13 protein-coding genes and 2 pseudogenes are annotated in these 16,699 nt (G+C 30.9%); 8 read left to right on the top strand and 7 right to left on the bottom strand.

Annotated elements, in window-relative coordinates; all coding sequences use genetic code 11:
- Positions 1 to 44 precede the first annotated feature (44 nt).
- Complete coding sequence (locus XJ44_RS03950) at positions 45 to 1,790, top strand: hypothetical protein (protein ID WP_077198125.1); 1,746 nt, start codon at positions 45 to 47, stop codon at positions 1,788 to 1,790.
- A 238-nt stretch (positions 1,791 to 2,028) separates the two neighbouring features.
- Here the strand turns inward: XJ44_RS03950 and XJ44_RS03945 are convergent, their stop codons facing one another.
- Both XJ44_RS03945 and dps read right to left on the bottom strand, forming a co-directional pair.
- A complete protein-coding gene (locus XJ44_RS03945; RefSeq protein WP_077198124.1) occupies positions 2,029 to 2,262 on the bottom strand; it encodes a cytochrome b5 domain-containing protein in 234 nt (77 codons plus the stop codon).
- Positions 2,259 to 2,807: a DNA protection during starvation protein gene (gene dps / locus XJ44_RS03940; protein WP_077198123.1), complete on the bottom strand. Its 549-nt coding sequence runs from the start codon at positions 2,805 to 2,807 to the stop codon at positions 2,259 to 2,261. The genes XJ44_RS03945 and dps overlap by 4 nt, the downstream gene beginning before the upstream one ends.
- A gap of 221 nt (positions 2,808 to 3,028) precedes the next feature.
- Here dps and XJ44_RS03935 point away from each other — a divergent pair, with 221 nt between their 5' ends.
- Together XJ44_RS03935 and XJ44_RS03930 are read left to right on the top strand one after the other, a co-directional pair.
- Entirely contained in the window at positions 3,029 to 4,027 is a 999-nt protein-coding gene (locus XJ44_RS03935) for a lipocalin-like domain-containing protein (RefSeq protein WP_158071825.1), read from the top strand.
- A 9-nt stretch (positions 4,028 to 4,036) separates the two neighbouring features.
- The gene (locus XJ44_RS03930; protein ID WP_077198121.1) at positions 4,037 to 6,421 is read left to right on the top strand and encodes a glycoside hydrolase family 38 N-terminal domain-containing protein; all 2,385 of its coding nucleotides are present in this window, start codon (positions 4,037 to 4,039) and stop codon (positions 6,419 to 6,421) included.
- A 585-nt stretch (positions 6,422 to 7,006) separates the two neighbouring features.
- On the opposite strand, the gene XJ44_RS03925 is transcribed toward XJ44_RS03930, so the two are convergent.
- From XJ44_RS03925 to XJ44_RS03910, 5 genes and pseudogenes are all read right to left on the bottom strand, one after another.
- Entirely contained in the window at positions 7,007 to 7,699 is a 693-nt protein-coding gene (locus XJ44_RS03925) for a hypothetical protein (protein WP_077198120.1), read from the bottom strand.
- A 56-nt stretch (positions 7,700 to 7,755) separates the two neighbouring features.
- Complete coding sequence (locus XJ44_RS03920; protein WP_077198119.1) at positions 7,756 to 8,571, bottom strand: hypothetical protein; 816 nt, start codon at positions 8,569 to 8,571, stop codon at positions 7,756 to 7,758.
- 732 nt (positions 8,572 to 9,303) lie between these two features.
- Positions 9,304 to 9,447 carry a hypothetical protein gene (locus XJ44_RS09240; RefSeq protein WP_158071824.1) on the bottom strand — a complete coding sequence of 48 codons (144 nt, stop codon included), beginning with the start codon at positions 9,445 to 9,447 and terminating at the stop codon, positions 9,304 to 9,306.
- Positions 9,448 to 9,527: 80 nt separating this feature from the next.
- Positions 9,528 to 9,790 (bottom strand): annotated as a pseudogene (locus tag XJ44_RS09470) (nucleotidyltransferase family protein).
- A gap of 365 nt (positions 9,791 to 10,155) precedes the next feature.
- A complete protein-coding gene (locus XJ44_RS03910) occupies positions 10,156 to 11,319 on the bottom strand; it encodes a P-loop NTPase fold protein (protein ID WP_084758750.1) in 1,164 nt (387 codons plus the stop codon).
- A 437-nt stretch (positions 11,320 to 11,756) separates the two neighbouring features.
- Between XJ44_RS03910 and XJ44_RS03905 the strand changes: the two genes are divergently transcribed.
- The 5 genes and pseudogenes from XJ44_RS03905 (at position 11,757) to XJ44_RS03885 (ending at position 16,638) form a co-directional block, all read left to right on the top strand.
- A complete protein-coding gene (locus tag XJ44_RS03905) occupies positions 11,757 to 13,151 on the top strand; it encodes an ATP-binding protein (RefSeq protein WP_077198118.1) in 1,395 nt (464 codons plus the stop codon).
- A 456-nt stretch (positions 13,152 to 13,607) separates the two neighbouring features.
- On the top strand, positions 13,608 to 14,360 hold the full coding sequence (locus XJ44_RS03900; RefSeq protein WP_077198117.1) for an acyltransferase: 753 nt from the start codon (positions 13,608 to 13,610) through the stop codon (positions 14,358 to 14,360).
- Between the two features lie 212 nt (positions 14,361 to 14,572).
- Positions 14,573 to 15,157 (top strand): annotated as a pseudogene (locus XJ44_RS03895) (tetratricopeptide repeat protein); the annotation flags it as partial.
- Between the two features lie 46 nt (positions 15,158 to 15,203).
- On the top strand, positions 15,204 to 15,893 hold the full coding sequence (locus tag XJ44_RS03890; protein WP_158071823.1) for a glycosyltransferase: 690 nt from the start codon (positions 15,204 to 15,206) through the stop codon (positions 15,891 to 15,893).
- A complete protein-coding gene (locus XJ44_RS03885; RefSeq protein ID WP_077198114.1) occupies positions 15,868 to 16,638 on the top strand; it encodes a class I SAM-dependent methyltransferase in 771 nt (256 codons plus the stop codon). The genes XJ44_RS03890 and XJ44_RS03885 overlap by 26 nt, the downstream gene beginning before the upstream one ends.
- The last annotated feature ends 61 nt before the right edge of the window (positions 16,639 to 16,699 follow it).

Here is a 16,699-nt window from a genome sequence, read left to right as displayed (position 1 = left end):
TGCTTTTTATTTAGAAAATTAAATCACAAGGAGGATAGAGTATAGTGAAAAAGTTTGGTTTAATTTTAACTTTTTTATTTATATTATTTGCTTTAAGTTCTTCACAGACAATATTGAAGATACCTTTAGATACACAGACATCTGTAAATATTCAATTTGGTTCATTAAATTCTTCGACAGATACGGAAATAATAATTCCGGAAGTGTTTTTTGAAATGTCTGGTAATAATTATACTTACGAATATATGAAATCTACGGCAAATTTTGCTGGAGTATTTCTAACGGTTTTGTCTATTCTGATTAGTTTAAGTGTTTGGTCTTACAATAGAATCGTAGATAAGGGGTTACCTGAAAAGTTTGTACAAAGATTTATGGGGGAAAATAGTCTTGTTTATTTGTCTCTTTTTTCTATTTTCTTTGTGGTGTGGATGATAGTTTCCATTTTTTTGTATAATAAATTTCCTATACTTTCTGATTTTATAGGAGTTTCTTATATGATAATAGGAGTTTTATTATATTATCGGGTATCAATCTTGCAATATAAACCTGAAAAGATAATTGATAGAATAATTTCTAAGAAAAATTTCGATGATGTTTTAAACTTAGTAAAAAATTTGGTTAAATATGATAAAAAGGAATTATTTTCATATGTTCTGGATAATATATTTAAAACTAAGGATCAAAATTTTATTAAGATTTGTTTAGGAAATAGAAAACGAGGCATTTTGGAAATAGCCTCAAAAGTTTTTGAAGATAAACGGTTAATGTACTTTGATATTATTATATCTTCATTCATAAAGAACGAGCAAAATTTGGAAAGTAAATATAAAAAAATAGTACTTGATGAAATTTTAGAAGTTTGTTTTTATCAAATATACTTATTTAAGGATTTCTCATTTTTAAGTTCCACTATTTACAGATTAACTAACAAACAGGATGATGCAATTTTTAAAACATTAGTTAATAATTTGTTAAGTTATAATAGGGGATTTATCGAAGTCGATGAAAATTATGAATATATAAGAAGGTTCAACGAACTTATTATGGTGATGTTTACCAAGTTCAAAGAAAACATAGCCAAAAACGATGAACTTCAAAATTATTCAGCGGCTTTAGTTGTAGATTTCATATTCAATCTATACCTTAAAAAGGAAGATAATTTTATTTGGGAGTATCTTACTGGAATTTGGCCTGGAAATATTTTTAAAATGGTTTTAGAAATTATTTTTGATAATAATATTGAAGAAGATGAGCAGAAAGTTTGTTTAAAAACTTTGTTTGTTAAAAAGATTATATACGGTATGTTATTGCTTGGAGGATTTATCATTAAACATTGTTATAAAAATAAACTATGCAAGAATGAATACGTAGATAAAGCACTTAGAACTCTTGTGTCTGTTTTGGATTCTATCATATTTGAAAGTAAAGAAAATCACGAGAAAATGTTATCTTTGCTTCTTGAAATAGTTAACGGCGATGACCTTAAAACTTTTAGAGAGTTTTTAGATAGTTGTTTAGAAAGATATTTCTTTGTGGATTCAGAAAAAATGATATTTGGAAAAGCTTATGGAGGTTTTCAAGAATTGGAAAGCGTTAAAATGTTAAAGTTTTTCCTATATTATATGTTGAAAAGTATTTTTCCATTTCTACAAGATAATCGATTTAAAACGATTAAGGAACAAAATTTAAATTTAGCTGGATTGGTAAATAATTTAAGTGATTTGTTAGAAGAAGAGGAAATAGACGAGCTCAAAAAATTCTTTGGAATAGTTAACTCTAATAATATATGAAAACATGAAGTTATCGTTTTTTCGAGAGTTTTAATCATATTCTTCACTTTATTTAGAATACTATTTTTTATTTGTTATTCCAAGAAACGTATTCCTCTTCATTTTACAAATGTAGAAAGGTTAGGCTTGTAGAGTTTCCAAGGAGTGGTATACATGCTACAGATATAGAAAATCTTATTAAAGAAAATTGAAATCAGAAAAAGGTGGAAGATTCCACCTTTTTCCATTTTGATAAGTTTCATTCCTTCAAAATACCAACAACTGGAAATTTTTTCAAAAACTCTTTTCCGTGAGGAGCACTTTTTAAAGCTTCTGTTAGGTCCTGTCCTGCTTTGTGAAGTGCCTGATGGTTTCCATCTTTCCACAAAAAGCTTTCCGTAACGTTGTAAACGAGACCTTCGTAAGCTATATAAGCAGGGCGACCGTTCTTTCCATTATATTTTAAAAGATCTTTTTTTGTAAAAACTCTCATTTTAGGAATTTGGAAACAAACGGTGATGTTTCTCCTCTTCTCATGAAGTGTCCCGATGGTCCCTCTCCAAGGAACTCAGAAAACCATGATTCGTGTTCTATCTCTTCGTTTAGTATTGCAAGGGCAAGATCATAGGTTCTGTGGTCTTTCCCAAATGTCATGTTGCATATCTGGGTGTATCCACGAACGGCGCACCTTTCAGCTTCCACGAGAACTTTTAAGATATTTTCTGCAGTTACGTTTTCTGGAAGCCTTGCCGGCGGGCATGCTGACATGTCATGGAAGACTTTCATATCATCGGGAAGCTTTCCACCAAGTTCATAAATTCTTGGAATAAGAGCTTCAAAGTGGTTTCTATCTTCTATCCTTGCAACTTCTGCTATTTCTTTTAGAGTTTCTCCTTCCATTCCAATGAGATTTGCCCTGAGAATCGTGTAATAATAGTAAGTTGTAAGCTCTGCTGCCGCGTTTTTTACAAGAAGCTCAAGTAATTGGTCCACATCAACTCCTGCCCTTTCCACCATTTCCCTTGTTACTTTTGCCATGATAGCACCTTCTTTCATAAAAAGTTAGCTAATCTATTATAACATTTTTTTAATTAAAAAAATAATTAAAATAGAATCATTTTAAACAATGCTGCAAATGTTTTTGTATTAGTTGTGAATAAGTGTATAATTAAAATAAAAAGTTATCGGATATTTATCTAATTCATATAGTGTTTACCGAACGTTTTTTAGAATATAAACTTTCATGGGAGATGGTAAGTATGAGAAAGCGTTTGTTAATACCATATAAAGAGGAAGATCACAAAAACTTTGAAGAAGAATGGTTTCCTCATAAGGGGGTTTCTGGATGGTGGTATATCACAGGATATCTTATGGATAAAGAAAGTTCAGAAAGAATCTTTTCGTATCAATACACGTTTCTTAGGGCCAGAGTGTATGGTATTACTCTGAAAGTGCTCCAGCTTGCTCTCACAGATATTTCACGAAAGAAGCACTATTTTAAACAAAAGGCATTGTTTTTTGAAAGAAAAGTATTTAAAGACGAGAGGACCATAGATGTTTTGCCTTATGCCGTTTTAAAGAGATCAAAGGATGGAATGAATCTTTGGGTGAATACTGATGAATTCTCTTTTGAGCTTAAACTTGGCTATGGGAAAGGCGGAGTGTGGCATGGAGATAATGGAGTTTTGATAATGGGCGTTCCAAAAGATTCAAAGCAAAGAACTGTTTATTACTCTTTTACGAATATGCCAACAGAAGGAAGGATTATTATAAAGTCTGAAGAAGAAAAAAGAAAATTTGATGTTCTTGGAAAATCATGGTTTGACAGGCAATGGGGACCTTTTAACATTGTTGATCCTGCAACGCACTGGGAGTGGTTTTCTCTTCGATTTTTTGATGATGAAGAAGTTATGCTTTTTTCCTTTCCACAACATCCGTATCAGGATGGAACATACGTTGACAAATATGGAAAGAGCAAGAGGATTTGCGATTTTACGGTTAAAGAGAAGGAACTTGTAGAGGTGGATGGATATGTTTTTTCATTTGGGTGGGATGTTATGCTTCCAGGTGTAAAGAAAGAATTTTACAAAGTAGTTCCCATGATGGATGGTCAAGTTAATATAGCGTATTTTGAGCTTATGGCAAAGGTAATTGATTTATATGGAAAACACGTTGGTTATGCGTTTGTTGAACTTCTTCCAGGAGTTAGAAGTAAAAAGAAAAAGCCAAGTATAAAAAATCTTTTGAAAAAATCGTAGAGGTGAAATATGACACAAGAACTTGAAGTAAGGAAGCACCTTGGAATTCCAAATGACGCAGAGAGGGTGCTTATTTTTACCGAATCTAGCCACTGGGATCCAAACTGGCTCTACACATCAGAGGAGTATTTTGAAAGATTTGTCCAGAAAAACCTTGATCTTGCACTTAAGGAACTAGAAAAAAATCCAAGAAGGATTTACTCACTTGAAAACATTTTCTTTTTGAAGATGTATTTGGATAAAAATCCGGAAAAGAGAGAAGTTGTAAAAAGGTTTGTTAACGAGGGAAGGCTTCGCCTTATGAGCAGCGCACCAACTTCGGCAGATACCATTCTTCCAAAAGTAGAGTCTATTTTAAGAGATTTTTTAATTGGGCAGCTTTGGCTTGAAGAGAACAAAATGACTCAAAAACCTAAGGTTGCATATTTCCCCGATAGCTTTGGAGCATCACCTTTTCTTCCATCCCTTTTAAACGCTGCAGGGTTTGAAAAGACGGCTATAACTCGTGTGGATGGAATGTACTTTCCAGGTTGTGATCTTGAAAGCAGGAAAAATTTTCCAAGAGAAGGTTCAACGGCAGAAATTTTGCTAAAAAAGGAAAAGACTCTTGATTTTATCTGGAAAGACAAAAATGGAGGAAAAGTTCTTGCTCACTGGAATGCTTTTACCTATGGCATGGGCGACATGCTCTCATACATAGGAATAAGCAGGGTATATCTTGCAAGATTTGCAATTCCTTTAAAGGCAAGATGTTACATTGCCCGCAAAGTTCACCAGTATGTTAGGATCTTAGAACCTTTCAGCAAAACGCCATACATGCTATGCCCAATAGGATTCGATTTTGTAGAGCCAATTTCCGATCTTGTAGAGCTACTTGAGCGCTACAATAGAGAGTATTATTCAAAGACGGGAATATGGACCGTAGTTGCAGGCCTTGATGATTATCTTACCCTTGTTGGGTTTCATGAGGATAAATTACCTGTCCTTGAAGTGGATCCAAATCCTTACTGGACCGGTTTTTACGTATCAAGACCAGAGGTTAAAAAACTTACCCATTCTCTTGTGGAAAAAGCGCTTCTTTTTGAAAAGATGCTCATTTATTCAAAAAACTATAATGGATCCGATTGGGAGAAGTTGAAGAAGGTTTGGTGGATAGCTTCTCTTTCCAATCATCACGACTTTATAACCGGGACATCTACTGACGAAGTTGTTGAAAGGGAGCAGCTTCCATGGTTAAAAGACGCAGAAGGTGAATTAGAAGAAGTTTTTGCAAAAGTCAATGAGCATACCCCTAAAAAAGAAAAAAACTTTAGATTTTTTCCAAAATTTTCAGAAAATAATCAGAAAATTTTCATAAGAACGGCGTGCTATGAAATTGAAATTAACAAAAGGACTTCTCTTATAACACGCCTTTGTTTTAAAGACAAGGAAAATCTTTTAAATTTACCTTCAAATGATAGTGTCCTTTACCGCGACTCTGGTGGACTTTGGAGAATGGGATATGAGTTTAAGGGGGGTATTTGGAAAGAATTTAAAAAGCCAGTAAAAGTTTACGAAACAAAAGTTATAGAACATAATAATGCTTTGGAAATTGTCAGTGTTATTAGCATATTAGGAAATGTTTTCAAAAAAAGGTTATGGATAGAGAATGAAGATCCAATAATATATTTTAGAGTAGAAGGAAGATTGAAAAAAGGCTACACGCTTAGCGTTCGTTTTAACTTTAAAGCATCTTTTCATGGTATATATATGCATGCTCCAGGGGGCGTTATACACCGTCCATGTAAAAAAATATATGCTCCCACCTTTTGGCCGCTTAATGAGTTTGCGTTTTTTAAAGCAAAAAGTTATCATCTTGTCATATTTAAACCTTTTCCAGGGGCTATTTCGTGTAAAGAAAATGGAAGGATAGAAATTTCTCTTATGAGAAGCGCTCAAAGGGAGAAAGCTTTTGGAATAATAGGTCTTCCAGCCAATCCTGTGAGTTTGAAAAAACATAAACATGAAGTGGTAGATTATGGTGTGATGCTGGTTGGTAAAAAGGATAATGTTGAAGAGAAAGTAATAAAATCTCTAAAAGAATTATCATTTCCTTGGGAAGATGGTTATAAAGAGCTAAAAAGAGAATTTGATTTTTTGATAAGAGTGTTCCCCAATAAGGTTTTAACAGTTTCTGTAAAGAGAGCTTCTAAAGGAAATGGAATAATTGCAAGATTTTATGCTCCTTTTGGTGTGAATGAGGTTTTAAAGATAATACCAAATTTTGATTTCAAAGAAGCATACCTTTGCAACGCAAGGGAACGCGATATAGAAAAATTAAAAGTTTCAGATGGTGTGGTTTATCTTAAAATGAACGGAGCAGTTGCAACAGTGAGGTTTGTTGATGGCTTTTAAAACAATCATAGTGATTAAGGTTTGGAGAGAAAATTAAATGGAGGATATAATCCTGAATTAGTCGTTAGAGTTAATCATTTTAGAGGTATAGAAGTGTTTAAAGTTTAACCTTAAGTAGGTCTTTGAAAGATAAAGGTGTATCATAAAGCGCTTAAAGAATTTTTTCACTATAATACCACCATTTAAAGGATATATGCTGTTTTGATTTATTATAATATAAGCTTATGTGATAACTGTCTACAAATTTGACAGGTGTGACAAAAAACAAATGACTATCCCTGTAAGAGTTAGCGGGGTTAGAGAGTGTTAGAGATGTTGGAAAGATTGGAGAGGAGACATGTCAACAATTATGTGTCTGAGTATTATTTGATGAAGTTTATATATAAAACAGGAAGAGAGATAGAATTTTGTGATAAATTTTAAAAAGAATAATTCTGTCATACTAAGTTATTAGAAGCATCAAAATATTGATAATGATTGATTTTTTTGTATGTATAACTTAAATCTGATGTAATATTTAAAGCATGCTGAGTTGTTTTCATACAGTCTAGTTTGTTTTTTACAGTATGATAATTTATGCTATTTTTAAGTATGTTCATCTTTTCGCATCCTTTGCCAGAATAAAAAAACGTTATACTTTCCTGTAATTTCATACAACTTTTCTAAAATAGTTATTATACTAGCTCCAGTCCCCATTATATCATCTATTATTATATAACACGTATTTTTGTCAACTAAATTGGAATTTATTTTATATTTTTTCTTAGCATTTTTTATTGCTTGCTCTATATCTTTAGAATCTTTCATTGTTACATCATTATTATTGATGGTAATAATTTCTTCTACATTTGTATTTGTTAAATTTCCAAGCATTAACGCTATTTCTTTTGGAATTACTGATGATGATGGAACGTATGTTATAACCAAATTTTGTTTTTTTGATTTTTTAATAAAATTTTTAAAAGTTTCAGAAAATTCTTTAATGTATTTCTCCCTAATATTCTTATCTAAAGGAGGATTTTTATAATATTTTAATTTATAGACCTTCTTTCCAATATTAGTTTTTTCCATTACATGAGTATATTGAGAAGACGTTATAGTGAATTTGTTGTAGAAATCTAATATTATTCCAATTCCAATTTTATAAATACCTTTTTTAATTTCAACGCGCAAAAAATTGTTTTTTCGATTTTTATCTTTTTCGTATTTCAAAATTGGGTTATCTACATTAACAGGAACATTGTTTTTAGTTATTATTTTGATTTCATATTCATTCATTCCTATCCCCCTGCCATTGTCTCTCAATTAAAAGGATATTCTTATTTTTTTATAACCTATTTACTACTATTATTAATACATTTAAATAAAGGCGCATTATCATATGTTTCATTTTTATGCTTGTTTTTATTTGGTTGTGTTTTACTCTCCTTGTTTTTAAAGCTTGCTCTTAAAATCTCTAGAATATTGGGTAAATATTTGTATGTTTTGTATCCCTTGTAGTTTTTAACTTTAATGTAATTTTTATATTTTTCATTTGGCACAATTTTATTTTTTTCCTTTTTAATTATTTCTAGTTCTTCCATTTTGTCCACTATTTCATTTTTGTTTTTAATATTAAATTCTTTTTTTAGAATTTCGTATATTTCTTTCACAGTATATCCTTCATTTTTAATGTAAATATCTCTAATAAATTCTTCTTTTATATTTTCTTTAGATACAAATTTTTTTTCTGGTAACAGATAAACATTTACATCTTTGTTTTGTCTGATACCATTAATAATATTATTAAAACTTCCTTTGGATTTCCCATCCCATATAACTAAAAAGTAATTTGCCTTTTCTGCCATCCATTTATCTTTTACCATAAATAATTCTCTTTTATTACTTCCATAATTTTCTGGTACATCCACATTAATTACTTTAAAGTCTTTATCCAACAAATTTCTAGGTTTTCCGCATACTGTGACTACCGATACATTTTTATAATTTTTCTCTTTAAAGTATTTTTGAACAAGAGAATCAACACCTTTTGCATCTCCAACTAATACGTGATATTTATTTTCAATTATTTTATCTAATTCTTTGGTAACATCTTCTGGTAAGTATTTAATTGAAATAGAACCACTTATAAATATTAATTTTTCATCCATAATTATACACTCCTTTTTTATAAGTACATAATTATTCTATCACATAATTTTTTGAAAGAGTGTTTATGTTATAAAGTCATAAGATTAATAAATTAAAAAATTTAGTTTGCAAAGTTGAAGAAATCAATAAAGTAAAATAACAGAAACTTTCTTTTGTAAGATCATATAATTCATGATTTTCCTTCCGCACAATATCTTTACGGTCCATATTCCAGAGATATAGAATATCTTTAGACTATTTTAAATGTGAAAGATGTTATTTCTTATAAGAACACATGAGTTCTGATGAAAGAATCTATTATTCAAAAAAAGCTAAGTGATATTTTGAAAATATTTTAGAGATAAAAAATAAAAATTTCGGTAAAAAGGTCATATAACTTATATATCTGGAGAAAAAATAAAAAATAGGCCATTAGACAATCATCGAATGGTTTTTATCTTTGCTAAATTTTTATTCACAATTTTCTCATGTTATAGGAGCAATTATGCCTATGAATAAATAAAGTAAAGATGTTGAGATTTGTATATATAATGTAACCATCTCAAAGAATAAAACTATGGCAAAAAGCCCTCATATTATTTTTTCCTTTTTTCCACTTAATATTAAAGTTAAGTTGGAAAACAAAAATGGTGCTGCTAACCCGAATAAATCAAAATTTGCTTTTAAACCAATGGGTAACCATACAAGCATTGAGAGAAATAATATGCTATTGTTAGGCAATTTGTTGTTGTTTAGTGAGAAATTAAAATTAGTATTATACCAAGAATAGAAAAATAAAGTTCAAAGACTTTAGATGAAAAAAATCCAAAAATGTCTACAAAAACAAGAATGAGAATTAACATTTTAAGGATAAGAGACATATTTGCTTTAATCATATTATCCTCCTTAGATGCTATAAATTATTTTTCTTTTAAACCATAATTAGCATCTATTTTTGCATTTGGATAGCTTTGTTTTAAAAATTCATAATAGATTCTATACCTGCCGGTGTGAGTAAGTTAACAGGAGCTTCTAATAACTCTTCAAGGAAATCTACAACACCAGCAACATTGTCAAAGGTTGCTTTCCCTTCTTCAAATTCTATAATTATATCTACATCACTTTTTTTGTTGCTTCATTTCTTGCATATGAACCAAAAATTCCTATTTTCTTTACTCCAAAATTTTCAAGAGCTTTTTTATGTTTTTTGAGTTTTTCTAAAATTTTTTGCCTATTCACATTTGAGACCTCCTTTATCAATTTTTTAACTTTTTCTACTAAATATATTATAGCATTCTTACTGTTATAATTAACAAGATTAGTGGGATACGAGGATTGGAAAGGTTGGCAAGATTGGAGAGCGTTGGAGAGGTTAGAGAGGTTGGATAGTGTTGGTGTTTTTTGTCATTCTGAGCGATATGTGCGAAGAATCTTGAATTGTTTTTCGAATGTGTAAGATCCTTTTTTGTCATTCCGAACCTGCAAGGGTGAGGAATCTAAGAGGCTTTTTGTCTTTTTGAGTAGCAAGCGGGTGAAGAATTTTATCTGTGACTTATGTGACAATTGTCTACAAATTGTGACAGTTGTGACAGATTATTTGAATACTACTTGGATATTATATAAAATATTTTACCGGAAACTTTTAGTTGTCCATTCCTTTCAATGATTAATCCATTTTCTTTTAGACGATTTATATAGGTATACGCTGTTTGTCTTTTTATACCCTTTTCCTCCAGCTTTTTCACAATTATATTTCTGTTGCCATATTGGGTTATGGTGTTTAGCACTGCCTCTTGAAGGTCTGTAAGTTGTAATGAATTTTCAAAATATTTTTTTGTGATTTTTTTAATGGTTTTTACAGCGATATTGCCTGTTATTCTTTTCTTGTGAAGGTTGTTTAAAACTATTTGCTGAGAGATCCATAAAGCATCCCTTGGGTTTCCATCACTATATCTTGCTATTTCGTATAAAGCATCGCTATCTAAAAAGTCAGGATATTTTCTTAGCCTTTTTAAGATTACTTCTTGTATTTGTTCATTGCTAAGAGGTTCTAAAAAATAAGTGTCTTTTAAAATATTTTCCAGATTACCAGATTCGTTCCATCTTAATCTGTCTTTTGCATATTCTCTATATATAGCAAATGGGAGAGATAGTATTACTATCAATCCCTGTTTATCGAATATGTTTTTTAATGAATCTAAAATTATTAGTACTTCTTCTTTTTTTTCTTTGTCAAGTTCGTCTATAAGTAATATTATTCTGTTATATTTCTCAATTAATAAGTTGAGAATATCATCTAACAACTCATAAGCATGATAGATATTAAATTTTCTTGTGTGAGTAGTAGTTTTTGAGAAGTTTCCACTAACAAAAATTCCCCCACTTGCTCCTATAGACCTGGTCTCGCTTCTTTCCTCAATAATAAACTCTATTGATTTTTTTGCAGTAGTTAAAAGCTTGCCTTTTTCTTCATGCTTTTCTATCTCTTTGGCAAGTTTGTACAGCATATCACCAATTATTATTTCTTTACTTTCTTTTTCTGTAAGCCTTACGTAAACTCTTTTTCCCACACCAGGTTCGATAAAGTTCAGTATTGTTGTTTTTCCCCCACCAGTCTCACCGCAGAGACCATACACCCCTTTTGGTTGATAAAAACATATGGCATTAAGGGAGTTTATTTCTTCATCCCTATTAACAAGCAGATTTTTTGAAGATAAGGGAGTATCATAAAGCGCTTGAAGGATTTCTCTTATTTCATTTTCATTCACTATCTCACCGCCATTGAAAAACTTATTTACCGTTCAAAGATATTATAGCACAAATTGTGACTTATGTGACAACTGTCTACAAATTGTGACAGTTGTGACAAAAAAACAAATGACAATTCCTATAAGAATTAGCGAGATTAGCAAGGTTGGAAAGGTTGGAGAGAGTTGGAGCTTTTTGTCATTCTGAGGAACGAAGTGACGAAGAATCTTGAATGATTTTTCGAATGTATAAGATCCTTCACATGCGTTCAGGATGACATCCCATTCGACGCTTTGTTCCTCAGGATGGCATACCTTTCGCATATGCTCAGAATGACAAAGTAGGAGTTTTAATTTTTATTTGTATTTTTGATGTTATTTTATGGTATAATATTACTAACTCACAAGTTACTTACTTATAAGTTAGTAACTTATAAGTATATAGATGGGGTGACAATGTGTTCATAGGCAGAGAAAGAGAACTGAAAAGTTTGAATGAATTATACAAAGATGATAAATTTCAATTTGTTGTTGTATATGGTCGAAGACGAGTTGGAAAAACTACTTTACTTTTAGAGTTTTGCAAGGAAAAACCTTGTATTTTTTATGTAGCTGATGAATCTGTAGACAGTATATCTTTAGAGAAGTTTTCAAAAGAAGTTTTTTCATATTTTCATTTAAATGGTTTAAGTAGTTTTAGAACATGGGAAGAGGCATTTAATTTTTTAGGTGAAAGGTCAAAGGAAAAAAGGCTGGTTGTGGTAATAGATGAGTTTCAATATCTTGTGAATTCCAACAAAAGTATACCATCGATTTTACAAAAATTGATAGATCATCATTTAAAAAATACTAAATTATTTTTGATTATCTGTGGTTCGTATGTTAGTTTTATGGAAAAAGAGGTTTTAGGATATGAAAGTCCATTGTATGGTAGGAGAACCGCACAATTTGAAATCACAACATTTGATTTTTTTGATAGTAAAAAGTTCTTTCTAAAGTATGATTTGAAACGTCAAGTTAGTGTGTATGGGATTTTAGGTGGAACACCTCAATATCTAATAACTTTTGATGAAAATTTGGATGTTTTTGAAAATGTAAAACAAAAAATTTTAAATAAGTTGTCTTATTTATACGAAGAGCCAAGATTTTTATTGCGTGAAGAGTTAAGAGAGCCAATGTTGTACAATTCTATTTTAGAAGCACTTGCGACTGGAAGAACAAAATTAAATGAAATTGCTACAAAAATAAAAGTTAATAATGCCAAGGTTTCGAAATATATAGATACGCTAATTAATTTGAAAATAGTTGAAAAAATCAAACCAGAACCAATAGGCAAAACTGGAAGAAGCAGCATTTTTAAAATTAAAGACAATTTTTTCAGATTTTGGTACAGATTTGTCTTTGAAAATAGGGAATTAATTGAGCAAGGATTGTTGGATACCGTGTTAGAAAAAAAGATTAAACCGTTTATAAATGATTACTTGGGGGGTGTATTTGAGGATATAGCCTTTGAATATCTAAAAAAGATGAATAAAAATGGAAAATTACCATTTGTTTTTGAAAGAATAGGAAAATGGTGGGGAAATAATCCTATAAAAAAGCAAAAAGAGGAAATAGATATAGTTGCTTATGATAAAGAAAATATCCTTTTTGGAGAATGCAAATGGAAAAATGGTTTGGTTGATATGACTATTGTAAAAAAGATGATAGACAAAAGTGTCTTGTTTGATTTTAAAAACAAATTTTACGTATTTTTTTCAAAAAATGGTTTTACAGATGAAGTTGTTAATTTTTCAAAGGTTAGTGGAAATATCCTATTGTTTAGTTTAAATGATTTGATTAATCTTTTTTAAAAATAGAGAAATAAAAAAGAGAGTTGGAAAGGTTGGCAAGATTAGCGAAGTTAGTGTTTTTTTGTCATTCTGAGCAATACGTGCGAAGAATCTTGGATGGTTTTTCGAGTGTATAAGATCCTTCGTCACTTCGTTCCTCAGGATGACATCCCCTTCGTTGCTTCACTCCTCAAGATGTCATCCCGAGCGTAGTCGAGGGATCTTATCTTTTTATTTCTGTCATTCTGAACAAAGTTAAGAATCTTAGATAGCGAGTGTTAGCGAGATTAGATAGATTGGATAGTGTTGGATAAGTTAGAAAGTTAGTAAAAATATAAGATTCTTCGCGCATACGCGCTCAGAATGACAAAAAAGCCCCAACACTCTCCAACCTCTCTAATCTTGCCAACTTATCCGAGTTTATAGGATTTTGGTTTGTTATAATGAAACAATATAAATAGAAAGGAGGAATAAAAGATGTGCATATCCAAAGATGCAATTATTGGAAAAAATGTGACATTTGGCCACAATGTGGTTATAGAAAAAGATGCTGTGATAGGTGATAATGTTATTATAGGACATAATGTGGTAATTCATTCTGGAACTATTATTGGAAGTGGATCTGTGATATCAGATAACACAGTTCTTGGAAAAAAGCCATTTAAAGCATCTACTTCAGCCACTACTGAGGATAAGGAGCTAAAACCGTTAAAAATTGGTAACTTTGTGACGATAGGTGCAAACTGTGTTATTTATAAAGGAGCTATTCTTGAGGATTTTGTTTTTGTTGGGGATTTGGCTAGTATACGAGAAGAGGTGAGAATAGGTAAAAAGACTATAATAGGTCGAGGAGTAACCATTGAAAATAAAACTCGTATAGGAAAATATGTAAAAATAGAAACAGAGGCGTATATTACTGCTTTATCAGTAGTAGAAGATTACTGTTTTATAGCTCCGGAGGTTACTTTTACAAATGATAATTTTCTTGGTAGAACGGAAAAAAGAAAGAAATTTTTTAAAGGGCCGATTATAAGAAAGGGAGCAAGAATAGGGGCTAATGCAACAATACTCCCAGGTGTGATTGTCGAAGAAGATGCACTTGTAGCAGCTGGTTCTGTAGTTACAAAAAATGTTCCTGCAAAAAAGATAGTGGCAGGTGTTCCTGCAAAGGTTTTAAAAGATGTACCAGATGAGCAGCTGTTAATAAATCAAACATATTACAAAAAATGAAATGAGGCTGGAGAGAGCGGCGAGTGTTGTAGAGATTAGAGATAGTCATATGGTTCGATTTAAAGAAAAAATGTATGTTGTTATGTTGAATGTGCAATAACGTTGGGAGGGGTAGAGTGAATATTAAGAAATTTTTAGCAAACGGAGAATACAAAAAAATTATAGAACTTCTTGATGGAAAAGCGAAAACGCCTTATTAATATAACGCACTTGGTCTTGCTTATTACAGTACAAGCAGAAAAAACAAAGCGATATTAAACTTTAAAAAAGCATTATCGCTTGACCCACAAAATTTGGATGCACTTTTTAACCTTGCAGAAATGTTTCTACAAATTGAAAAATACCCTAAGGCTAAAGAGTATGCGTTGAAACTTCTCGACGTTTCACCTAAGGAATGGATGGTGCATGATATACTGGCTGAAACTTACATGTTTGAGGGTTTTTTCGACAAAGCAGCTGAGCATATAAACGAAGCATTATCATACGCTCCAGCAGAAAATTTAGAAGCTTTGCATGCGAAACTGAAAAAATTAAAGAGTCGGATAGAAAAAGCAGAGAAGCAAAAAAGACTTGCGATAATATGTTTAATGGGGCTTGATAACTTCATAGATGATATGATCAAAGGTTTATCAGATGAATATTGGATCCAACGGTGGGCAGTGAGGAACGATAAGGAAATAAAGGCAAGTATAGACTGGGCTGATATAGTATGGTTTGAGTGGGCCAACGAAGCAGCAGTGATAGGAACAAATTATCCAGGAATTGTTGAAAAAAAAAGTTCTCGTGAGATTACATAGTTACGAAGTGTTTACCAATTTTCCTTTAAAAATAAATTGGAATAACGTGAACAAAATAATTTTTGTAGCTCCGCATATTCGAGAAATTTTGAAAATGACATTTCCAAGTCTTGCAGGAAAAATAGATAGTAAAATAATTTACAATGGAATCGATTTAGAAAAGATACCTTTCATGGAAAGAAGTAAAGGATACAACATAGCGTGGGTAGCACATATAAGTCATAAGAAAAATCCTGCTATGATACTTCAGGTGATTAAAAAGCTAACAGAAATTGATAAACATTACAAAATTCATATTGCAGGAGATTTTCAAGATAGCAGATACGAGTTGTACTTAAAATATATGGTTGAAGAAATGGGGTTAAAGAATAATGTAATCTTTTATGGGTGGGTAGACGATATGGAAGAATGGTGGAGAGATAAAAACTATGTACTTTCTACAAGTATTCATGAAGGACATCCCTATAATATTATGGAAGCAATGGCAAGAGGAATAAAACCTGTGATACACAATTTTTTTGGGGCAAAAGAGCTTTATGAGAAGCGTTGGATATTTAATGATATAGAAGAAGCATGCAGAATAATTACTGAAAACAACTACAATTCTATTTACTATAGGCAATATGTTACCAATAGAAAATGGACATTTAAAGATCAAATAAATGCAGTAAAAAAAGTTTTAAGTGATATTTTAGCAGACGAGGAGAGTTTTGAGAAAAAAATTAATAATACTTAACAAAAACCCAAAAAAGGAAAGATTAGATACATCTAATAATAAATTATCCGCATATGAAGATTTTGAAAAACTTAAACCATATCTTAAAGGAAAATATTTTGACAAAGGTCTAATAATAAACTACAATGTTACACCTCAGTACAAAGATTTAAAAAATTTTATAGAATCTCGATTGAAAGATAAAAGAGTTTTGCATATAGGATTTGCTGATCATATGGATATAATTGGTATGAAAATTAAATCTAAACAGTGGATTCATAATTTCATACTCAAAGTAGCTAGAGAAGTTTGGGGGATTGATATTGATTGTGAAGCAGTGCGTTATTTGAAAGATGTGTATGGAATTCAAAATATAATTTGTGCTAATATTGAAAATTATTATGAATTACCAGATATTATAAAACAAACAAACTGGGATAGTATAGTTGTTTTTGATGTAATAGAACATCTTCATAATCCAATAAAATTTCTAAAAGCTATTAAGAAACTTAAAGCGACTCAACTTGTTGTATCTGCTCCGAATGCCTATAGATGGGAAAATATAATACAAGGGTTTAACAATATGGAAATTGTAAATACTGACCATAAATATTGGTTTTCAGGTTTTACTTTGATGAAAACCGTAACTTTGGCAGGTTTTAAGGTAAAGAATCTAGTATTTCTTGATAGATATTTGAAAAACATACCAGAAAAATTTTCAAATTCAATTTTTAGAGATACAGTGCTTGTTATTGCAGAATTTTGAAACGGAATTGGAGTAAAACGTAAAAAAGCATGCAGATTAATGAAAGAAGTGATATTTTAAA

This window comes from Thermosipho affectus (assembly GCF_001990485.1).
Taxonomy (GTDB): Bacteria; Thermotogota; Thermotogae; order Thermotogales; family Fervidobacteriaceae; genus Thermosipho; species Thermosipho affectus.
Note: the sequence above shows the minus strand (reverse complement) of the source record. Positions and strands in the feature narration are given on the sequence as shown.

What these genes read in the sequence shown, in the direction of transcription:
- XJ44_RS03945 (WP_077198124.1), bottom strand. Translation starts at nt 2,262, where the DNA reads ATGAGAGTTTTTACAAAAAAAGATCTTTTAAAATATAATGGAAAGAAC.
- dps (WP_077198123.1), bottom strand. Translation starts at nt 2,807, where the DNA reads ATGGCAAAAGTAACAAGGGAAATGGTGGAAAGGGCAGGAGTTGATGTG.
- XJ44_RS03935 (WP_158071825.1), top strand. Translation starts at nt 3,029, where the DNA reads ATGAGAAAGCGTTTGTTAATACCATATAAAGAGGAAGATCACAAAAAC.
- XJ44_RS03930 (WP_077198121.1), top strand. Translation starts at nt 4,037, where the DNA reads ATGACACAAGAACTTGAAGTAAGGAAGCACCTTGGAATTCCAAATGAC.
- XJ44_RS03925 (WP_077198120.1), bottom strand. Translation starts at nt 7,699, where the DNA reads ATGAATGAATATGAAATCAAAATAATAACTAAAAACAATGTTCCTGTT.
- XJ44_RS03920 (WP_077198119.1), bottom strand. Translation starts at nt 8,571, where the DNA reads ATGGATGAAAAATTAATATTTATAAGTGGTTCTATTTCAATTAAATAC.
- XJ44_RS09240 (WP_158071824.1), bottom strand. Translation starts at nt 9,447, where the DNA reads ATGATTAAAGCAAATATGTCTCTTATCCTTAAAATGTTAATTCTCATT.
- XJ44_RS03900 (WP_077198117.1), top strand. Translation starts at nt 13,608, where the DNA reads ATGTGCATATCCAAAGATGCAATTATTGGAAAAAATGTGACATTTGGC.